Raw genomic sequence first — 19,290 nt, 5'->3', positions numbered from 1 at the left:
CAGAGTCACCGAAGATGTCGCCCCCCCTGAATAGATGACAAAGTTCAACGGCGATCGCTCACCGATTATTGGTTTTGAGGCTTACGCCTCTTGGGGTAATGAAAGTAATAGTAATATTTTATGAGCTTAAAGCCATGAAAAATGCTGAACAAATAATTGCTGAACTTAAACATTTTACGGGTTCGGAAGTCATGTACAAACATTGGTTAGGTATTCAATATACTGAAGGGGTTAAATATCTAGCTGATGCGGCAGAAGCTTACTGGCTAATTGATATAATTGCTTCATATCAAACTAAAAAGTTTCTCTCCAATTCCCAGCTACAAGATTTCCAAATTTGGCACTTGTTAGTAGAGAATCAATCAGGTACGTTAATTTGCGAGTGGGATACAGATCAGGAAGTAATACGCCAAGAAATTGAATATACAGACTTTCCACTTGCTACCACTAAACTTTATCTAGTGCAGAAAGTTTTAATGTTACCAAGTGAAAATTGATGTCAGAGAACACCACAAAAACTGACATTATTGAACTGCACATTACTTTTAATTATCCGGTAGCGAAGCGTGGTAAATGCGTTTACACGCATCAGTTAAAGAAATTTTCTTGCAGAAAAAATGGACATTATCGCACCACAGAAAACACAGAATTTAGCAGTGTGTCGCCAAAAATTGGAGTCACTACGAACAGAAATAATAACTGACTCTAATTCACCAGCATTACGAGAATTAGCAGCTAGGGAAGCTCTTTGGCAAGAAGAACAAGCTTATTACCATGACCAATTTCTTTATGATGACAGATTTTAGTCTTCATTTGCCGAATGACTGACTTAATTTGGTGTTCAAACGCCAGACAATCCGTACTTATCGCTAACGCGATTAAAGGAATTGATATTGATGATTTGGAGCAAAAAATATGGCGAAAACAATTGAATTTAGCGCAACTTCGTTTCCTTCTATCGTGCTGCGAGAAGACTTGACTCATACCTGGAACGATATTGGCATCTCTCAACTTTCAAATGCTGAACAAGTTGCTTTGCTGGATTTTCTTGAACACCTTGGGACAGAGTTATTGCAGGATTTCGACGTTGAGCGAGTGCTGTTGGTGAAAGCAGCTAACGGTGTCCCTCAAGGTGTGTATGGCCCGGCTATCTTTCGGGATGATGATTCTATAGTCCTGAAGCTGGGAGCTAATCTCTTTGGGGTTCAACAGATGGGCGATCGCCTGATACTGGGAAACTTGAAAGGCAAAGTCACGGTGACAGAGGAGAAAGATACCGCCGGAGTAACCTATCCTAAAGCTTTCTGCTCTTTTGTTGCTCCCTCTAGAGATGTCTTTAAAATTAATATCTCACTAGCAACAAAGGAATTAAACCTCACATCGGCAGACCTGAATGCAACCTTAATTAACGAAGAGTCCTTACTCCCCTTCTTACGACAAGTTCCCTGTGGCTCTTGCATGAAAATGCACGAATTGGGTTTGGGTGAATTTCAGGTTCAAGGTATCACGGAAACCGAGGGAGAGTACGGCACAAGTTACAAACTGCACCTTGCTGATGGTCGGTCTGTATGGGCTAGGGGTAACGCAGCATTACTACTAGATTCTGGCTGGCGACCTGCTCCTGGTGAAGCTCTGTGTCTGGTGATTTCTCATATTGAGCAAACGGGAGATAAGTACAGTGTAGATTGCGCTTTGAGATTGCGGCTGCCAAGCTTACCTAGTCAAAGTAGCAGCAATCATCACTATCACAATACAGCAGCGATCGCTGTAGAAGCATCACCTGTCATAGATGACGACGATATAGGTTTCTAGCTGGTTTATCTGTGTTCGCTTTCAGTGTTCTTTTCACAAGTTGCTGATAACAAATCACTCCGTTATTTCCCCTAACGGAGTGATTTGGTTTGGCGGTGCTTACGCACTAAAGATGAGAGAAAATTCTCCTTTGCAGTTAAGAAGTGAGCAATGAACTAACAACATATATGCGCTCACTTCTTGGGGGAATTTTGCTGACTAATTTACAAAAATCAGAACGATGACACAAGTAATAACCTCCCCTACATTACCCGAAACTTCATCGAGTCTACTAAATGTTGCTACTGTCAGAAACCATGACCTGAGAACCTTAAACAAAACCAAGGTGCGATTCAAAATTAGCTTGAAAAATGCCACCAAGAAAAAAGCACCATCCTGGCATCAGGTACTTTCTGGTAAAAGTTCTTTCCAAGCAGATTCTACTGTTACTACTGACCAAAATACACAATACCTGGAATCAGACCTCGAAAAAGTCACGCGCAGCGAAGTAGGTTTGCGTGGTATTCCTGTATTCAGAGCTTTAGAAGATGCTGCTGCGGTTTTGCGAACAGAAATTGAATCTGTCAAAGAATGGACTACCCTAGATGGCTCTGTCATGGTTTGTGCTATTGAATTGGCACAAATTGTGTGGACTCAACTGTTGCATATTCGTGACGAACTTGCTCCAGCACTTCGCACTGAATTACATACAAAATACGAGCAAGGATTGGCAGAATATACTGGGCGACTTGATAAGTTCCTTCAGTTACAAGCATGGAATTTAAATGCTGAAGATTATGAATTAGCACGCAACGAAATGCTGTTAGCTTATCCATCCAGAGAAGAAATTGATGATTATCTTCAAGTTACCATTGCTAGACCTGAAATAGTTAAACCACTAGCAACACAACTATCAGAAGAACAGGCTCGTATCTTAGGAGAAATCACTCGTTATATCGAGCAGTACGACCAAAATCTGGAAAGAAGTTTAGCAACAGCAGCAATCTCATCTGGTGAGAAACTAGCGGGAGAACTCATTGAGGCATTAGCAGCATGGGAACCAGGAAAGAAACCTGTACGGTTTCGCAAGTTCATTGAAAAACAACTTAAGAAAGCACGAGTGTTACTGCTCAATGCTGATAACAGTGCTGTGCCTTCATTAACTGTTTTAATGAACAATATTGAACAGATAGTTGAGGATACGAAAATATCACCGAAAGAACAAGTATCAAGACGGTCAGAACTGGAAAATAAAATTGCTGAAATTTCAGCTTCTATGCTGCAAGAACAACAAAAACTGAGAGAAATTGCAATTGCTGAAAGTTCCCTAGATGACCGTTCTGATTGGGTAGTGTTTGCCACTTCTGAAGATTAGGGATTGGGTTGGGGATTGGGGATTGGGTATTGAGTATGAGGAAGATATTTCGCCAGTCCCTAGTTATTCTTCTTCATCTTCCCAGTCCCTAGTACCGCAAGGCGTAAATAAACAGACCATTTAAAATCGCTGAAAACCCTACACTGTATTCATTTTGAATTTTGAATTTTGAATTCCGCTTTGCGGTACTAGTCCCCTAGTTCCCACTATAGGGAGTAACAACGAGATAACGAATAAATCACCAAATGTAAGGATGGAAATAATTTATGAGCCATTTTTCGAGCATAAAAACAACACTGATAAACAAGCAAGCTCTTGTCGAAGGACTAAAGTCACTACTGGCATCTCATCAGATAGATATTCCAGTTGAAATCTATGAATCTCCAATGCAACTATTCAATGATTACGACAGGCTGAATACAGATGAGGCAGAAATCATCATCCGTCGCACTTACTTAAAGACTCGCAATCGTGATGCTTTAGTTGATGTTGGATTTGCCAAAAACCCAACATTAAATGCCTACGAAATTAAAGTAGATGCTTGGGATTTCAACCAAAATCTATTGGGTAGCGTCTTTGGTAATGTGCGAAATTTCCAAGAATCAGTGCAACTTGCTCATAACCAAGCTTACATCAACATCCACTACCCTCCAGAAATTTGGGATTATCAACAATCTACTCTTGATGATGGCAGCTTACAAACAACTCTTACTAAGAAAGTAAGTTTAACTGTCTCAAATTCAAATGGTAACGATTGGAATAATTGGCAGTAATAGGAGTGAAAAATGTCACAAACTCAAATTATTATCAAACAGAAAAAGGGGCAACCTTTACAGGTAGAAGTGGTAGGTGTACCTGACTCTAGTTGTCGAAACCTCACAGAACCTTTAGAAGCACTCGGACAGCTTGAGGTGACAGCAAAACCACAGATGTACGTTGAACCTACGATTACCACATTCTCAACCGTTGAAATCGACGGGTAAGTAGAAGCTAAGAGGAAGCGACTACCTAAAAACGCTTCCTTTTAGCTCAATGATGTTTTGAAACCAAACCAAATATATGACATTTAACACACAAGAAGTCATCACTTCGTTTCACGCTGGTTGTGCCACAGTAGCAATCAATTCTCCGACAGCCAGCGAAATCAACATTACTCATCAGCTAATTGTTGATATTGCTCTCCGTCTTGGTATGGAAAGTTACATTTGGGATATAGCTAAGTCTTTGCAGAAAGTAGAACCAAAAATGCGTTCTGGCAAAGTTACGGGACTTCCTAAAACACCAGCTCCTAATTTTGATGCCAAAGGACATCCCATAGAAGCACTCTTGAAACACATTGAGGCTGAGTGTGCTAACAACACGAGTGTCCGAAAACTTTTCATCCTCAAAGATATCTACCCCTTTATTACTGGAATCAACCCCAATCCAGTATTTGTGCGTCTGGCGATCGATACTTTCAATGCAGCCAAGCGTAGCTCCCATCGACTGGTTATCCTGCATGACAATTTGAGGACACCCAAAGTCTTCCAAGACTTGATTGCGGATATGCACAATCCTAACCCCACACAGCAGGAAACGGAACACATATTTGACACAAGAGTAGAAGCACTGAAAAAAAGTGCGATCGCTCAAGGTGCTGAACTACCCATACACATTAGCCCATCAGACAAGAAGCGCCTCATCCGCGCTTTGCAGGGGATGTCTTATGAAGCAATAGAAGATGCCATTTCTCTATGTGCCACATCCTTAAGAAAGGTTGATGTGGGGGCAATTGAATTTCTGTCCAAACACAAACAAAAGAAATTCGCCGCTAAGGGGATTCGTTATGCAGAATCTCCTGATGTGGCTGTACAAGGATTGCCAGCAGTTACAGAATGGGCAGAAACGATGGCTGCACTGCTGGAACCAGAGGCTCAAGAAAAATACAACATCCCCTTTCCTTCTGGGGCGTTATGGGTTGGTGTGGGAGGTACTGGTAAGACTTTGTGCGTCAAAACCATCTCGCAACTGTGGGGTCTGCCTAGTTTAATTATGGATACTGGCAGTTTGATGAGTCGAGAACTGGGCGCAAGTGAAGAACGATTGCGGGAATACATCCAAGCCGCAGAAGACCTTGCACCTAGTATCCTGTTCATCGATGAGTTTGACAAGCTCATGCCAGGAGGGAACGCCGTAGAATCTGACAGTGGTACAAGTGCAAGAATGTTTGGCTATTTCCTCACATGGTTTGAGGAAAACAAAAGCAGTGTATTTGTAGCAGCAACTTGTAACCGACCTTGGGGAATTAAAGACGAAACCAAAAGGCGGTTCACCAAAATATTCTATGTTGATTTGCCGAATTTAGAAGCCAGAAGAGATATCTGGAATGTACAGTTAAATCACTGCAAAGTTGCAATTAAGAAACCTGAAATGGAGAGGTTAGCTTCTGTGAGCGCGGATTATACGGGTGCAGAAATTAGAAAAGTAGTCCAACAATGTGCTAGTTACTCCTATGCCAAAACCCGAAAAGTCAATGTGTCTGTTGAAGACCTGTTAGCAGAACTTCATAGGACTCCGGCTCAATTTAAAGCTAACACCAGAGAACTAGAAGAACTGCGAAAATGGGCGCGTTCTGGAGGCGCAACATGGGCTGCACCTGAAACAGAAGCTGGCGAGAGAAATCGCGAGCGCTCTGTCACCTTTCATTCAACCAGTGAAAATTCGCACAGCGACATCATCGATTTTTCTGATTTCAACTAAGTAATTCCAACCCGCTCAACATCTGACGAAATGATTGGGCGGGTAACAACTTTATTGGTGTTTAATTATGGCAGATAAAAATCAAGCACTCAAAGTCCAAAAACTCATTTGTGTCCGCCCTGGAACAAACAATAACAAATATTGGTGCGGTTATGTAATGCCCAATGGGGAATTACTAGTAGAGTACGGGCGGGTAGGAAATACACCGCGAACTCATGTTTATGCTTGCGGTTCTAGCAATGCAGCTAATAACAAGCTAGCCACTTTAGTTTGGGAAAAAACCACTCAAAAAGGCTACACTTTTGCAACAGTAGATATTGGTACAAATCCTCAGCTTGATTGGAGTCAATTTCCAGTTGATGCAGTAAATCAACTCCAACAAAAATTATCTCAAATTCAAGCTATAGGAGATAAAATTTCCAGAGATACGCTGATTAAATTTGACTGCGTTCACGGCTTGTTTATTACTGATTTAGGAGCTATAAATCAATCCACAATCAACAGAGCTACTCTGGCATTAAACGCAGTTGAAAGAAGCTATAACCAGGATAATAACAGTTTTAATGATGCCGTAGGAGATTATCTGCGTTGTATCCCGTTACCAGTTGGCAGAAAACTAGATGCTAGAGCAATACTGGGAACAAGACAATTGATTACTCAGCAGCGACAAATCCTGTCTTTACTACAAAATGGATTAGAAGCAATAGAGAGTTTACGCCAGGAAATGCTCTCTATACAAACGCAGTCTTCATCAGATTTATTAACTGAACGCTCTTGGTGGGTAAGGTGGGGAATTGACTCAGTAAGTCCATCATTATCTTCCGAAAATTTAGACAATCGTTCCTACTATGTCCAATTTAATTAACTAAAGAAAGGGAGAAGTTAGAAGTAAATAGATGCAGGGTGTTGATTGATAGTAATACAGTTTTGGTTATTATTCAGTAGTTAAGACAACTATATCTTCTGACTTCTGATTCCTTTTGGTTGGATGGGGAGCCAGTAAAAGACTCATAGCTCATCTCAAAATTCACGGTTCGCATAAACTCGGTTCTTGCCGCTCGATAGATTCGGTTGCAGCCAGATTACTTGCACTATGATCGCTCTGTCACTTTTCATGCAACCAGTGAAAATTTGCACAGCGACATCATCGATTTTTCTGATTTCAACTAAGTGATTATACCCCGCTCAATATCCGACGAAATGATTGGGCGGGCAACAACTTTATTGGTGTTTAATTATGGCAGATAAAACTCAAGCACTCAAAGTCCAAAAACTCATTTGTGTCCGCCCTGGAACAAACAATAACAAATACTGGTGCGGTTATGTAATGCCCAATGGGGAATTACTGGTAGAGTACGGACGGGTAGGAAATACACCCCGTACTCATGTTTATGCTTGCGGTTCTAGCAATGCAGCTAATCACAAACTAGCTACTTTAGTTTGGGAAAAAACTACCCAAAAAGGGTACACTTTTGCAACAGTTGATACTGGTACAAATCCTCAGCTAGATTGGAGCCAATTTCCAGTTGATGCAGTCAATCAACTCCAACAACAATTATCTCAAATTCAAGCTATAGGAGAAGAAATTTCCAGAGATACACTCATCAAATTCGACTCTGTTCACGGCTTGTTTGTCACTGATTTAGGAGCTATAAATAAATCCACAATCAACAGAGCTATTCAAGCATTAAACGCAGTTGAAAGAAGCTATACCCAGGATAATAGCAGCTTTAATGATGCTGTAGGTGATTATCTGCGTTGTATCCCGTTACCAGTTGGCAGAAAACTAGATGCTAGAGCAATACTGGGAACAAGACAATTGATTACTCAGCAGCGACAAATCCTGTCTTTACTACAAAATGGATTAGAAGCAATAGAGAGTTTACGTCTGGAAATGCTCTCTATACAAACGCAGTCTTCATCAGATTTATTAACAGACCGTTCTTGGTGGGTAAGGTGGGGAATTGACTCAGCAAGTCCATCATTATCCACTGAAAACTTAGACAATCGTTCCTACTATGTTCAATTTAATTAACTAAAGAAAGGGAGAAGTCAGAAGTAAATGGATGCAGGGGGTCGATTGATTGTAATACAGTTTTGGTTATTATTCCTTAACCAGAAAGTGAACGCCGTTCCCATGCAGTTATGAGATTTGACAATAGTTGTTCCTTTAACTGGAACTATGGAAGCGGCATAACGTTCCTAATCACCGGACGCAGACAAACTCGGCAACACAGCGACAAATCAACTTCGTTCCCTTGCACTGAGGTTGTTATGCCGTAACGCTACATCATTCGACTCAAAATACTTAGGGCTTTAAGACTTCTTTTGCTCCCTCAATGAAGAATTTGGCAACAGGATGATCAATCATTTTTTCCAAAGCTGCAAAGCTACCTGCTTTAACTCCTCTCAAAATTCGAGATTTTAGCTCTGGATTTTTTTCGACTTGATCTACAGCCTTTGCTCCCAAAACTCTAGGACTATCACTAGGATAGTCTACGGATAGCTGGTCTAATAAAGCTTTGATATCTTTAGAAGCTTGGACTAAATCTTGAGAATTGTTGATTTGAGTGCCAATTTTATCACCCATAACTTTATCACCTGCAATGTTATCACCCAAACCATATTGATTAATTGAATCTCCCATAATTAACTCCTGAATAATGATCTGTAATTTCTTGTGATCAATACCCTCTTTTAGCACTTTGCACAACCTGATAATTGAATTTCCGTAACGCTCAGATTGCATAGCATCATAACAACCGCTTTGACTGCTTGAGCATAGATAATAGCCCATTTGAAGCTTACGGTTAAAGCTCACGAGCTGATTGTTGAAATCAAGAAGGCATCCATAGGTTTGATGATGAGCGGAAACATTTGTATATCCACCAATCAAACAACACATTACAAGATGAAACAGTGCATGGCGTTGAAGTGAGTAATCATATTTTTGCTCAAGAATTCCCCAAGAGATAAATCGTAAAGAAACAACAGCAGTACATGGATATAAATCTTCTATATTGGCTCCAGCAATAAATAGATTTGCAAGCCCATGATCCAAAGCAGTGATTACACCATCGTAGAAAGCTATCAGAAGGTCTTCTTTATCTAAATCCAAACGTTTTTTTTGGCTATCCAGAAATTCTAAAATCTCAAGATAATCAGCATGAGACTTCTTTAATGGGGAGGTGTTTCCGCTCTCTGGGGGCAGAAGATAGAACTTAAAATCCGCCTGAGTGGTATTTGCCTGATCCAAGAAATTGGTAAATTCATTTTCATACTGATAGTGCGGAAGAATAAGCACTTTGGGCATTAGAATACATACTTCCTCGTTCGCTCATTGGTAATATTTGGGAACCAATGGTTCCCATTTGGCATTTTATAATGAAATATGGACAATAAATTTTCATGAGGTAAAAAATATGACACACTCTTCACCCGAAAGAATTGTCAGACGTGGAAGAGTATTCCCGGAAATTCAGTGGACAGAAGCCCAAAAAGCCCAAGAAAAAGCCAGAAGACAGGCATTTTATGAGCGTTGTTGGGTGATTTTCGAGCGTTTAAAACCAGAAATACTAGATAAATACTATGGTTGGTATATTGCCATTGAACCTGATACTGGGGATTACTTTATTGATCGGGATCAAGAGGTAGCAAGTAAAATGGCCAGAGAAAAATATCCTAATGTGATTCATCATATTTTTGGCATTAACGAAACCGGAGTTAGTGGCAGAATATGATTGAGGGGAGATTTGGAGATAAAGGTCAAGTTTACTTTGAAATTGATTTAATTGGAGGGGATGACTTCAGCTTTCCTGTAGAAACAATGTTAGATACAGGATTCACTGAATTTTTAGCTATGAACAAACAAGATGTACAAAGTCTTGATTGGTCTTTTTTGCGCCAAAATAAATTAAGAACTGCTCAAGGAGAAACTGAATTTGATGTTTATAGTGGTAGGGTAATAATAGATAGTCAAGAGTGGGAAATTCCTGTATTTGCTGGAGATGAAATCCAGGAAATTTTACTAGGTTCTCGATGGCTGAAATTATTTATCTTCGTCGCTAATTATAGTCAAAATATAGTAAGTTTAGAGTTAATTTAATCAAGAGTTTTACATAAACACTTGCTATGACTCCTGATTCCTTGAGTATGGTTTACTTTTTTAGAGAAGCGCTCTCACTTGCACTCTGCCACAAGCCTTACGGCTAAAGAAATTAAAACGATTCAAGTGAGCGTTTATATGGCAGAAGTGTTAGTGTCACCACAATTTCAGGTAGTAACTCATGTACAAACTGGGGCAAAAATAGGCAGGATTTACTTTCCGGCATTATTCCTAGCTGAATTTTACAGTAGTGTTATCAAATGGCTGCAACGGCAAGAAATCCACTTTAGCGAACAAGACTTCAAAAAATATGGAGATGGTTCATTTCGCCTCTATTTTAGAACAGCCAAATCTCCAGAAATAGAATATTTTGAGCTAATAGCAATAGTGAAAAACCTACACAATAGCTATTCCTAAGAATCTCGTTATTCCTCCTCATCTTACACAACATGGAGAAGGATAGAAAATGTTGTGGAAATAATTTCTACGGAGTGTGATGAGGAAATTTATTGTTAGCATCTGTAGCTTTTAGTCTCTGTGCAAGCTATTGGTGAAATACCAGTGGCTTGTTTTTTACGCTTACGCGCTGCTGAGGAATGAAATTTAAATAGTCATTGATCAATAAAATGTGCAATATCACTACAGACATCGACCGTGAAATTGACTTTTTAATGCAGGAACGCGATAGGTTAACACTATATTGGTTTGAGTTAGGCGAGGCAGACCGTACCTGTAATCTACCACCATCGTATTCAGAAAATTACTGGTATCTGCTTGGCTGGCATGACAGAGACTACCAGATAGAAATCGCTGTTCAACCGGAATCCTCAATTTTTGAGCATTTCTAGAATCAGTAACACCTCTAACTTGTAGCTAGGGGTGTTGAAATATTTGCAACCCCTCACGGGGAAGGAACTATAAAAAGCCAGCATACACTTCACGCAATTTTACTGGAGACACGGAAAATGCAAGATATTCAAGACTTTTTGACAAATGCGATTTTAGCGATCGCCACTGTATATGCAATCTTGATGATACTTGATTTGTTTGCAGGTTTAGTACAACTATGGAATGCTTGCAATCATCAACAGAACAACACGGCATACTCAGTTAACGACAAGCAAGTGACAGACCAACTTATTTCACCAGCTTCTAATAAACCTGTAAATAATCCAGAATCCCTATCAATTCCAGTAGCCGACAGCACCGCGCCAAGCACAACTGATAATATTGACACTGAATCCCTAACGCTTTTAATAGAGAAGCTGCCCCAGCCTCGCATTCGTACAGCAGCCCGACGTTTAGGGATTGCAGACAAGGTGAATGGTCATTACCAGCGATTAGCGATTCTGCGGACACAACTGAAAGCCAAGTTGACATCCCAGCCAACTGAAGTAGCACGGGTACTGAGTGAAATGACGCTACCAACTTCCACTAGCAGACCCAAAGTTCTTGCTGGCTAATGGAGTCCATACTCTTGTTCCACATCAGCCAGCAATTTTTCCTGTAACGGCGAAAGGTACGGTTTGAGTTGTTTCCCCAATCCTAAGCAAAGCCAATCTACTGCACTATCTCGGTTTTCAATTTCATGCAGCCGCCGCAATCGCGCACATAGTTGTTGCATAAATTGGCAGTCATTGTCTAACAGTTCTAGGGACTTGAGATGTTCTATTTTCACGGTATACTGAGCATCCCAAGTCTCAAGAGTGCAACTATAGTCCCCAACATGAGTGATGACACCCCAACAACCACTCTTGCCTTTAAGTTCTGGGTTGTCTTTGGGCAGTAGAGTACATATTTCCCCAAGGTGGTAGGGATTAGGCACTTTGGTTCTTTCTCGGATTTTGTCCACAATATCTTGAACAATACGACCGGAGGGAATTTTACCACCAGCAAGTTCTACTGCCTGTTGCCAAGCAAGACGTTGTTGTTCTGGTTCCAAGGGAACCAATGGTCTAACTTGGCGTTCGCTCGTTGGTAAGATTTGGGAACCAATGGTTCCCGTTTTATCTCGGTTCTCGATTTGGGAACCATTGGTTCCCGTTTCATCTGGGTTTTCAATTTGGGAACCATTGGTTCCAGTTTTATCTCGGTTCTCGATTTGGGAACCAATGGTTCCCATTTCATCTGAGTTCCCAATTTGGGAACCATTGGTTCCCATGAGATTGTCAACCACCAATGAACCAGCTATCAAGTAGTTCACATGGCGGTGAGTGAAGCCAAACCGGGAACGGCAGTAATCTTCAAATGTTGCGTGAGTCGAACGGTACAAACGTCTATCTCGTAGTTCTTTCAATGCTTTAGCTGCTGCGTAAAATGCTCGTTCAACTTGCCTTTCTAAAAATATGCGATCGCGCCACTCATCTGTGGTAAGTTCGGAGCTAACAACTATTTCAACTGGTACAGTGTGGTTGGCTTCTAAGTCGCTCTTGGGGGGTAGCAAGTCCCTATCAGTGGAGATGTTGGACATCTCGCTCATACTTCTACCCCCTATCTCCAAAGAAAAGTCACTATTGTTTGATATCTTTGATACCTTATCATAAACTATAAACTCATGGTTTACTATTTCGGGCAAACTGACAATCTATAGTTGAAGGGAGTTGAAGGGCTGAGGAATTGATGAAAGTTAGAAGAACGATAGATATAGAAATCCCTAGTCTGGGGGAGAGAATTAGACGAGCTAGAGAAGCTGATAGGCGTTCTTTAGCTGAAATATGCCGTCAAATTCCTATGACAACTATGAATTGGTACAAAATAGAAGCTGAAGAAACGAAAGCTTTGCCAATCGAAACTTTACGACGCATAGAAGAGGTATTGGGAGTTAATTTTAGTATCAACTTGGATGAATAACCCAGAATTAATTAATCCTCATGCTCTACCACATATTCCTCTGGTAAATCGCAAAAGTTTGCCGGAGATATCATGGAAGTAATTCTCGTCTTTGATTGATTATGCAACGGAATCATCAAAGGGATCTGAACCGATGGTAATAATATCGCTATGTTCGCTTAAGTTTGCCCAAACAGTTGAGAAGTAACGATTATGATGAGTGATGACCTCATCAATTTGCGTAACAACCTCAACAACATCGTAGAAGTGAGCAGCTTTACGCCATGCAGTTGTAGTTAAATTTGCACTACCTTTAAACGCCATCAGTCCATCAATAACAATCAGCTTTTGATGGGGAAGTTTTTTCCAGTTGTTAGTAGAGGTACAAATCGTCTTTATGCAGAAATTCGGAGTTTTCAGATCGGAGCTTTCTAGCTCAGACAAAACCCAGGATTGATCGGGAGTAAGAGCGACTATACCCCGTACCTGAATATGTTGGGCGATGAACTTAAGGACGAGCAAAAAATCTTTGCTAATGCCAAAGGTTGTGAAGTGAACAAACTGTCGCGCCAAGTGGAATGCCTGAAGCAGACCGGCCAAAGGTGGATAGTCTGGGCTGTACTGATTAATACGATGAGCGATCGCTGCCAGTTGCCGACAATGTTCAAAAATCTGGTGATTCTGGATATAAAGCCCTTTGTTTTTGAAATAAGCTCGAAACTGCTCAAATTCTGAATTGCCATGAACAATGTATTGCACTCGACAAATAGGGCAGTGAATATGTTGTTGGCGGTTACGCTTCATAGCACGAGAAATGGCAAGGCACTTTTTGCAGCAGGCAAGAGCGTGGGGAAAGTTCAACAGGTCTTGAATATCAAAGCCAAAATTATTAGAACCAGCCATAGCTTTATCCTTAAGTAGTTGACTGTCCTACAAATTACCTAAAATATCCAATCTAGGTATGCACACAAATATGGGGAGTTTTGTGGGTATTTTTGTGGGTAGTTTCTCATTTAAGGAAATTGCTAACCTTGAGAGCAGTAAACATAAAGACATTTAAGTGATGCCAACCTTTCCATCTAACCCCAGTGAGGAGTTCTCCGAGGTCTACCAGTTATACGATTGGGATAAATTTTACTTGGATCTGTTGACTAGCAATAGTGGGGACGGATTGAGTCTTCAGCAGGAAAGATGTTTGCGAGCCATTGCCCTGGATTTAGATCGCAAGCAAATAGCAGAGAAACTAGGTATTGAATCTCGCACAGTAAGTGACTATTTAAGAAAGCCATACGAGCTTATTAAAATGCTCTTCAATCAAGAAGGAAGAATGATAGAGAAGAAAGCTCGTAGTCTCATCTTAGGCAAGTACAGCAAGTCCAATCGCTCCCAATTAAGTAGTTTTAGTTTTGTACAAGAATTTGAAGCTAATCATGAAGTCGATAGAAATGATAATAAAGAATATTTAAACTCAGTTAATCAAAATACTTGGCAGACAATTGATGATGTGAAGCCTCACGTTGAAAATTTTTACAAACTCTGCGATTCTGAGAAATATTTAGACGCTTTTTATACAATTTTTGACACTGACGATTATAACAATTGCGTTTATAGGTTTTTAAGTTCTTATGGCTATCTAAATACTGTCATAGCTTTGTATAAGCAACTAACCGAATCTTGGATTCCACGAAAAAATGAAAAATGGGAATTTTTAACAGCACTTGCTTGTTTGGGAGATGCCCATGATCGAATAGGTAATCACGAGATAGCTATTGCTAATTATCAAGATTGTTTGGAAATCGCTTTAGAAATTGATGACCTTGATAACATTGGTGGTTCTCTTGTAAATATAGGGCTTTCTTACTATTCCTTAAAAAATTATGAAGAAGCACTAAACTATAGCCGACGTGGTTTAGAAATCGCTAGAGAGATTGAAAATAGAGAGTTTGAAGCTCATGCCTTAAATAACTTAGGCTTGATATATGATGCACAACAAGAATATTACTTGGCAATTGATTACTATCATTTCTCTTTAGAGATTAAGCGGAAAATTAATGATTATCAAGGAGAAGCAGGTTCCCTAATTAATATAGGAAACGCACATCGCCAGCTAAAGCAGTATGATCGGGCAATCTTCTATCTTCAAGCGGGAATAGAAGCTGCTCATCAAAGTTACCATAGTCAATTTGAAGCTAATGGTTGGTTTAATTTAGCCCTGGCTTTAGAATCTGTCAAGCATTATTCAGAAGCTATCCTTGCCTATGAAAAAGCTTGTATTCTGTATCAGAGGATGGAAATGTCCGATTATGTTGAAGAATCTCAAGAAGCAATGAATCAGCTTTTTATAGTAATTAATAATAGCAATAGTGTTTCAATGCCAAACAGCTTAAATGAAAAGGATTTTGACAATGATAAATTTGATAAAAATAATTTCGATACCAAAACTAGCAATGAATGAGATGTTTCTAATCTAACGCTCGTGTTCTAAATTTTTTGTTACTATTGTAACTTCCTTCTGAGTGGCAGCCCCTCTCTGGGGTAAATTACGCCTATCAAACTCTCCATTTTCTGGAATGTATGCTGCCACGGATATTCCTTGATGAGCTGCATAGTTAATAATTCCAGATGTTTCTATGCTGCTGACACCAATAACGATATCATCCGGTTGTTTTAAAAGTTGCACAGCAATTTTTACATTGGCTGCGGTAGATAAGTGGATTTTGATATCTTCTCGCGCTTGCGCCAGTTGTTGAATTGTCAGCAAAACTGATGAGGAATTTTCTGACTTGTATGGTGAAGCATTCACAAAGTGAAGTGTATTACAACCTCGCTCTACTGCTCGGTCAACAGCACGCTTCACCATATTACACATAACCATATTGGTTTTAGCTTGATGTGCTTGGTCAACCGGGGCTTCAAAAAATATGACAGTGGCGATCGGCTTCGGCAGTGACCCTTGGGCGATCGCAGGCTCAATCTCTCTAGGAGATGCAACAGCTACTTGGTCTTTAAGCAAATTTTGATTAACTTGTTCTTCTATTTGAATTTCTGGATACTTAACAGTCGCCGGATCAATGACTATATCTGCATAACTAGCAGGGGCAAGACTAACAGTACCGACAATCGTAAAACCGTGAATTTCTCTACCGACCGTCGCTAGTCTTTCTTGCAAAAAACTTACTGATTGTTTGTTTAAACTTCCCAATATTTGATTTCCCACCTTAGCAAAAACTATTGGTGCTTGATGAGAGTGTTTTTGCCGCACTTCCAGAGTTATATTAGCTTGCTCTCCTTGCCATTGATGAGCAGCAAAAGCGAATTTATTAACATTATCAATCTGTAACTTATGATGGGAATTTTTTAAACTGGTAACAATAACGCTAGTACTGGGAGAGGATGTAATGGTGGCGATCGCCTCACATCCAGGAAGCAGATGAGGAGAACGAGCATCAACAGTACCAAGTTTTTTACCTTCCACTGTTACCCAACGAGAGGTTTGGCATGGGTCACGGGGGTGAGCAGCATTCTCAAATTTAATCGGAACTTTTTCACCTCTAAAATTTCTATCAGCATATTCATTAAACTGAGTACCAATTACCCTCATATTAGTAAATTGTAACTGCTTCAGTTGAGCTAATACCTCATCGGTGAAAAGAGAAAATGCTACACTAGCTCGACGTGAACCTGAATATTTTCTACTTTCTTCTGTGTGGCTCGCGTCGTGAATAACTGCTGCCATCTGTAACTTTTCTACTGGCTGAAGATTATTTTTTATAGATTCTATATATTCTTGAGTTTGCTGTTTAAGGGCATCTATCATACCCTCACTAATGCCAAACTTAAATTTTATACTACCCTGATTAATTACCATTCCAGGCTTGAGATTATGCTCTTGAACTGATTTGAAACTAATTGTGCCTAGTGGTACAACTGTCTCTGCACCATCGGGAGTATTGTATTTAATACAAGCCAACAAATGATGTGGCATTTTAGGAGTTGGTTTTCTCGATTTTATCTGAATATTTATTTGTGTATTTTGCCAAAACTCTGGGTTTTTAGCTGGTTCATACCTAATTAAATTAGTAATTTCTAATATCCTCTCGCTAGTTGGAGAAGTAACAATCATATATGGGCCGATTTCTAGCTTTCTCTGTTCTTCTAATTCAATCTGTTGTCTAACTGATAAGTTGTAATTATTTTTTATATCTTGAGCGTATTCTTTCTGAGCAGGGGTATATTCAACTACTGGGTATAAGTTTCTAAAACTTTCAACGGGTTGGGCTACAAGTTGATTTGGTTCAAAAATTTGATTTGTCTGCTGAATCATTAAATCAATCGGACTATAGCCATTAGTCTTCATACTTCTATTCGTAAAAGCCTCTGGATTTTTTTTATCAGCCAACCACTCTACTTCTTTGTAAGCCGTTATAGTTTGACAGTATTGAATAATAGAATCTTCAGGTCGTAAAGCACTTTTTGGCCCATCAGCAGCTACTTGTAGCTCATTACCAAGTTCAGCTAGGCAATCTTTTAATAATTTTTTAAATACCTGCAATTGATGTTCTACTTGATTATCATCTATCGCTGCACCTTGTACTTGAGTAACTTGACTTATCTGCTGAAGTATCTTGTCTGGGATTTGTAATTTACCTGCTTGAGATTTAGCCAATACATTACCTAAATGTGCTGATACTTGAGTAAGGTATTTATATTTTTCGTCGTGCGGTATTGCATCAATCTCACATTGCAATGCCACATTTTTCTGAATTTCATTGGCAATAATTCCAATTTTATTCTCCATTGCTGATACAGCAATTTCCTCAAATTTACCTTGATACGGAACTTTAGCTTTCTTGACGATATCGGGATAACGATTTTGTGGTAAATTTTTTTCTTTAACTTCTGCTGCTAGTTGAGGAAAATCTTTAGCTTGAGCAAAAGCCAGTAAATCCCCATCAAAATCACACTGCATATTGTCCATTGCAGTTTTAGGATGTATGTAGACACAACCATCCAACATTTTTGGCAGATGCTTGTTTTTTAAAGTAATAACGCCATTCGAGTTAATCAATGGCGAACGAGTAACTATAATTTCTTCTCCCTCTTTGATATAAGGTATGCAGATTTCATCACTCTGCAAATCTAAACTTGGTTGAGCCAGACCAGAGGTAAACTTGATAGAGCGTCCAGTGGCAATTTCAAACCATTCTTTACGCACAAAATCTTGAAGTTCAGCTATTACTTTTGGATGTTCGATGATTTGACAATAATTTTCTAAGTCAGTTTTTAATAATGAGTAAATTAATAAATCCTTTTGCTCTTTATCCAAATATTCACCCTCTTGAGTATCTGTAGTTCCACCGCCAGAACTTAAAGCATCAAATATGGCAAATTTATCTTCTATATCTGCTGTAATATTTGGTTGAATTCCTATAATTTTGGACAATAATGCTTTGCGGCGTTCGTAAGTTTCAACGTATCGCAGTGCCAGCCGTCTTGGGTCTTTTTGGTCTTGAGCTAGTTTTTCTGCTTGCTGCTTGATAATGGGCAAAATTTCTTGCTTCACCGCTTTGGGATAATTGACTAAAATTTGAGTCCCTAAACTGTGTTCCCGATATTGAGCCACTGCTTTGACACCCAAACCAATAGTGAGCATATATTCTCCTGGCTGAATGGCATCTTCTCCTTTCCTACCTTTGAATGAAGAGGTTGCCAGCACTATGTCGTAACCAGTTTTAGTACGCAAAGTGCTTGTTTTTGCACTACCGCCCATCCGCAAGAAAGACTCTCCAAATTTATCCAGCCTTGTAGGTGCAAGCGTGCCTTTGGCAATTCGCATCACTTGGCTTTCTTCTTGAGGTTTAATACCAAGCCTGAACTGAAAAGCACGCAGTTCTATATTATTGGCTTTAGCAAAATCCTGATCTATTAAGCCCTTACAGTCACCGACCAATTTTTTGGCATCGTTGTTGGCAATGACACCACCATTTTCTCCGGTTGTATCATCAACCACCAAAATTCTAACGTTTCGTAATTCCTGAAAAATTCGGCAGGGTGTAAAAGGTAAAGGGTAAGCTGCTCCATCTGAAGGGTTGGGGTAAAGTTGCTGGCGGACAGTAGGGTTATCGGCAAAGAACATCCTCTTACCTGCCGAAAATTGTAGAGTCGTCCCGTTATGCTCTCCCAGGTCTTCTGGGACTGTCGCTTCGGGGTAAGCTGTGCCAATACTAAACTGCACACCTGGAAATAAATATTCAGCCAGTGTGTTCTCAAGTTTCTCTTTTACACCTGTATCTTGCTTGGTTTTTGTATCAAAATGATTGAGCGTTAAAGTCATAGAAGCATATCTAGGGACTATTAAAAAGTTTTATGGAGAAATCGTATTAATTGTCTAAAATTTGCTAAGAAGCTAATTAGCATTTAAGTTGCATAAAGCCAAGGCTGAATCTATTAC

20 protein-coding genes are annotated in these 19,290 nt (G+C 39.8%); 16 read left to right on the top strand and 4 right to left on the bottom strand.

The genetic code is table 11. The features are described 5' to 3' along the window. Positions 1 to 134: 134 nt before the first annotated feature. The 9 genes from FD725_RS30650 to FD725_RS30610 all read left to right on the top strand — a co-directional run bounded on the left by FD725_RS30650 (position 135) and on the right by FD725_RS30610 (position 7,940). Positions 135 to 497, top strand: coding sequence for a DUF6876 family protein (locus FD725_RS30650; protein WP_179051964.1), 363 nt, complete (start codon positions 135 to 137; stop codon positions 495 to 497). A 120-nt stretch (positions 498 to 617) separates the two neighbouring features. Continuing rightward, positions 618 to 806, top strand: coding sequence for a hypothetical protein (locus FD725_RS30645; RefSeq protein WP_179051963.1), 189 nt, complete (start codon positions 618 to 620; stop codon positions 804 to 806). A 109-nt stretch (positions 807 to 915) separates the two neighbouring features. Continuing rightward, a complete protein-coding gene (locus FD725_RS30640) occupies positions 916 to 1,812 on the top strand; it encodes a hypothetical protein (RefSeq protein WP_179051962.1) in 897 nt (298 codons plus the stop codon). A gap of 220 nt (positions 1,813 to 2,032) precedes the next feature. After that, positions 2,033 to 3,166: a hypothetical protein gene (locus tag FD725_RS30635; RefSeq protein WP_179051961.1), complete on the top strand. Its 1,134-nt coding sequence runs from the start codon at positions 2,033 to 2,035 to the stop codon at positions 3,164 to 3,166. 266 nt (positions 3,167 to 3,432) lie between these two features. Further along, positions 3,433 to 3,939, top strand: coding sequence for a hypothetical protein (locus FD725_RS30630; protein ID WP_179051960.1), 507 nt, complete (start codon positions 3,433 to 3,435; stop codon positions 3,937 to 3,939). A gap of 12 nt (positions 3,940 to 3,951) precedes the next feature. Next, complete coding sequence (locus FD725_RS30625; RefSeq protein ID WP_179051959.1) at positions 3,952 to 4,149, top strand: hypothetical protein; 198 nt, start codon at positions 3,952 to 3,954, stop codon at positions 4,147 to 4,149. A 76-nt stretch (positions 4,150 to 4,225) separates the two neighbouring features. Continuing rightward, positions 4,226 to 5,905, top strand: coding sequence for an AAA family ATPase (locus FD725_RS30620; RefSeq protein WP_179051958.1), 1,680 nt, complete (start codon positions 4,226 to 4,228; stop codon positions 5,903 to 5,905). Positions 5,906 to 5,972: 67 nt separating this feature from the next. Further along, the gene (locus tag FD725_RS30615; protein WP_179051957.1) at positions 5,973 to 6,770 is read left to right on the top strand and encodes a WGR domain-containing protein; all 798 of its coding nucleotides are present in this window, start codon (positions 5,973 to 5,975) and stop codon (positions 6,768 to 6,770) included. Between the two features lie 372 nt (positions 6,771 to 7,142). Further along, on the top strand, positions 7,143 to 7,940 hold the full coding sequence (locus FD725_RS30610; RefSeq protein WP_179051956.1) for a WGR domain-containing protein: 798 nt from the start codon (positions 7,143 to 7,145) through the stop codon (positions 7,938 to 7,940). A gap of 273 nt (positions 7,941 to 8,213) precedes the next feature. Here the strand turns inward: FD725_RS30610 and FD725_RS30605 are convergent, their stop codons facing one another. Further along, positions 8,214 to 9,218, bottom strand: coding sequence for a hypothetical protein (locus tag FD725_RS30605; protein WP_179051955.1), 1,005 nt, complete (start codon positions 9,216 to 9,218; stop codon positions 8,214 to 8,216). Positions 9,219 to 9,327: 109 nt separating this feature from the next. Between FD725_RS30605 and FD725_RS30600 the strand changes: the two genes are divergently transcribed. The 5 genes from FD725_RS30600 (at position 9,328) to FD725_RS30580 (ending at position 11,473) form a co-directional block, all read left to right on the top strand. Next, on the top strand, positions 9,328 to 9,645 hold the full coding sequence (locus FD725_RS30600; protein ID WP_179051954.1) for a hypothetical protein: 318 nt from the start codon (positions 9,328 to 9,330) through the stop codon (positions 9,643 to 9,645). Next, positions 9,642 to 10,010, top strand: coding sequence for an aspartyl protease (locus tag FD725_RS30595; RefSeq protein WP_179051953.1), 369 nt, complete (start codon positions 9,642 to 9,644; stop codon positions 10,008 to 10,010). Before FD725_RS30600 ends, FD725_RS30595 begins: the two co-directional genes overlap by 4 nt. 138 nt (positions 10,011 to 10,148) lie before the next feature. Further along, a complete protein-coding gene (locus tag FD725_RS30590) occupies positions 10,149 to 10,427 on the top strand; it encodes a hypothetical protein (RefSeq protein ID WP_179051952.1) in 279 nt (92 codons plus the stop codon). Between the two features lie 209 nt (positions 10,428 to 10,636). Continuing rightward, complete coding sequence (locus tag FD725_RS30585; RefSeq protein ID WP_179051951.1) at positions 10,637 to 10,858, top strand: hypothetical protein; 222 nt, start codon at positions 10,637 to 10,639, stop codon at positions 10,856 to 10,858. A gap of 117 nt (positions 10,859 to 10,975) precedes the next feature. Continuing rightward, positions 10,976 to 11,473 carry an aminoglycoside phosphotransferase gene (locus tag FD725_RS30580; protein ID WP_179051950.1) on the top strand — a complete coding sequence of 166 codons (498 nt, stop codon included), beginning with the start codon at positions 10,976 to 10,978 and terminating at the stop codon, positions 11,471 to 11,473. On the opposite strand, the gene FD725_RS32865 is transcribed toward FD725_RS30580, so the two are convergent. Then, on the bottom strand, positions 11,470 to 12,480 hold the full coding sequence (locus FD725_RS32865; protein WP_256872027.1) for a hypothetical protein: 1,011 nt from the start codon (positions 12,478 to 12,480) through the stop codon (positions 11,470 to 11,472). The two genes, FD725_RS30580 and FD725_RS32865, sit on opposite strands and share 4 nt — an antisense overlap. A 149-nt stretch (positions 12,481 to 12,629) precedes the next feature. Here FD725_RS32865 and FD725_RS30570 point away from each other — a divergent pair, with 149 nt between their 5' ends. Continuing rightward, complete coding sequence (locus FD725_RS30570) at positions 12,630 to 12,860, top strand: helix-turn-helix transcriptional regulator (RefSeq protein ID WP_179051949.1); 231 nt, start codon at positions 12,630 to 12,632, stop codon at positions 12,858 to 12,860. A 99-nt stretch (positions 12,861 to 12,959) separates the two neighbouring features. Here the strand turns inward: FD725_RS30570 and FD725_RS30565 are convergent, their stop codons facing one another. Further along, positions 12,960 to 13,742: a phospholipase D-like domain-containing protein gene (locus tag FD725_RS30565; protein WP_179051948.1), complete on the bottom strand. Its 783-nt coding sequence runs from the start codon at positions 13,740 to 13,742 to the stop codon at positions 12,960 to 12,962. Positions 13,743 to 13,902: 160 nt separating this feature from the next. Between FD725_RS30565 and FD725_RS30560 the strand changes: the two genes are divergently transcribed. Then, positions 13,903 to 15,294: a tetratricopeptide repeat protein gene (locus tag FD725_RS30560; protein ID WP_179051947.1), complete on the top strand. Its 1,392-nt coding sequence runs from the start codon at positions 13,903 to 13,905 to the stop codon at positions 15,292 to 15,294. Positions 15,295 to 15,306: 12 nt separating this feature from the next. On the opposite strand, the gene FD725_RS30555 is transcribed toward FD725_RS30560, so the two are convergent. Then, positions 15,307 to 19,173 (bottom strand): hypothetical protein, encoded by a 3,867-nt coding sequence (locus FD725_RS30555; protein WP_179051946.1) that lies wholly within the window; start codon positions 19,171 to 19,173, stop codon positions 15,307 to 15,309. Positions 19,174 to 19,290: the final 117 nt, after the last annotated feature.

Source organism: Nostoc sp. TCL26-01, from assembly GCF_013393945.1.
In the GTDB taxonomy this organism is placed as follows: Bacteria; Cyanobacteriota; Cyanobacteriia; order Cyanobacteriales; family Nostocaceae; genus Trichormus.
Note: the sequence above shows the minus strand (reverse complement) of the source record. Positions and strands in the feature narration are given on the sequence as shown.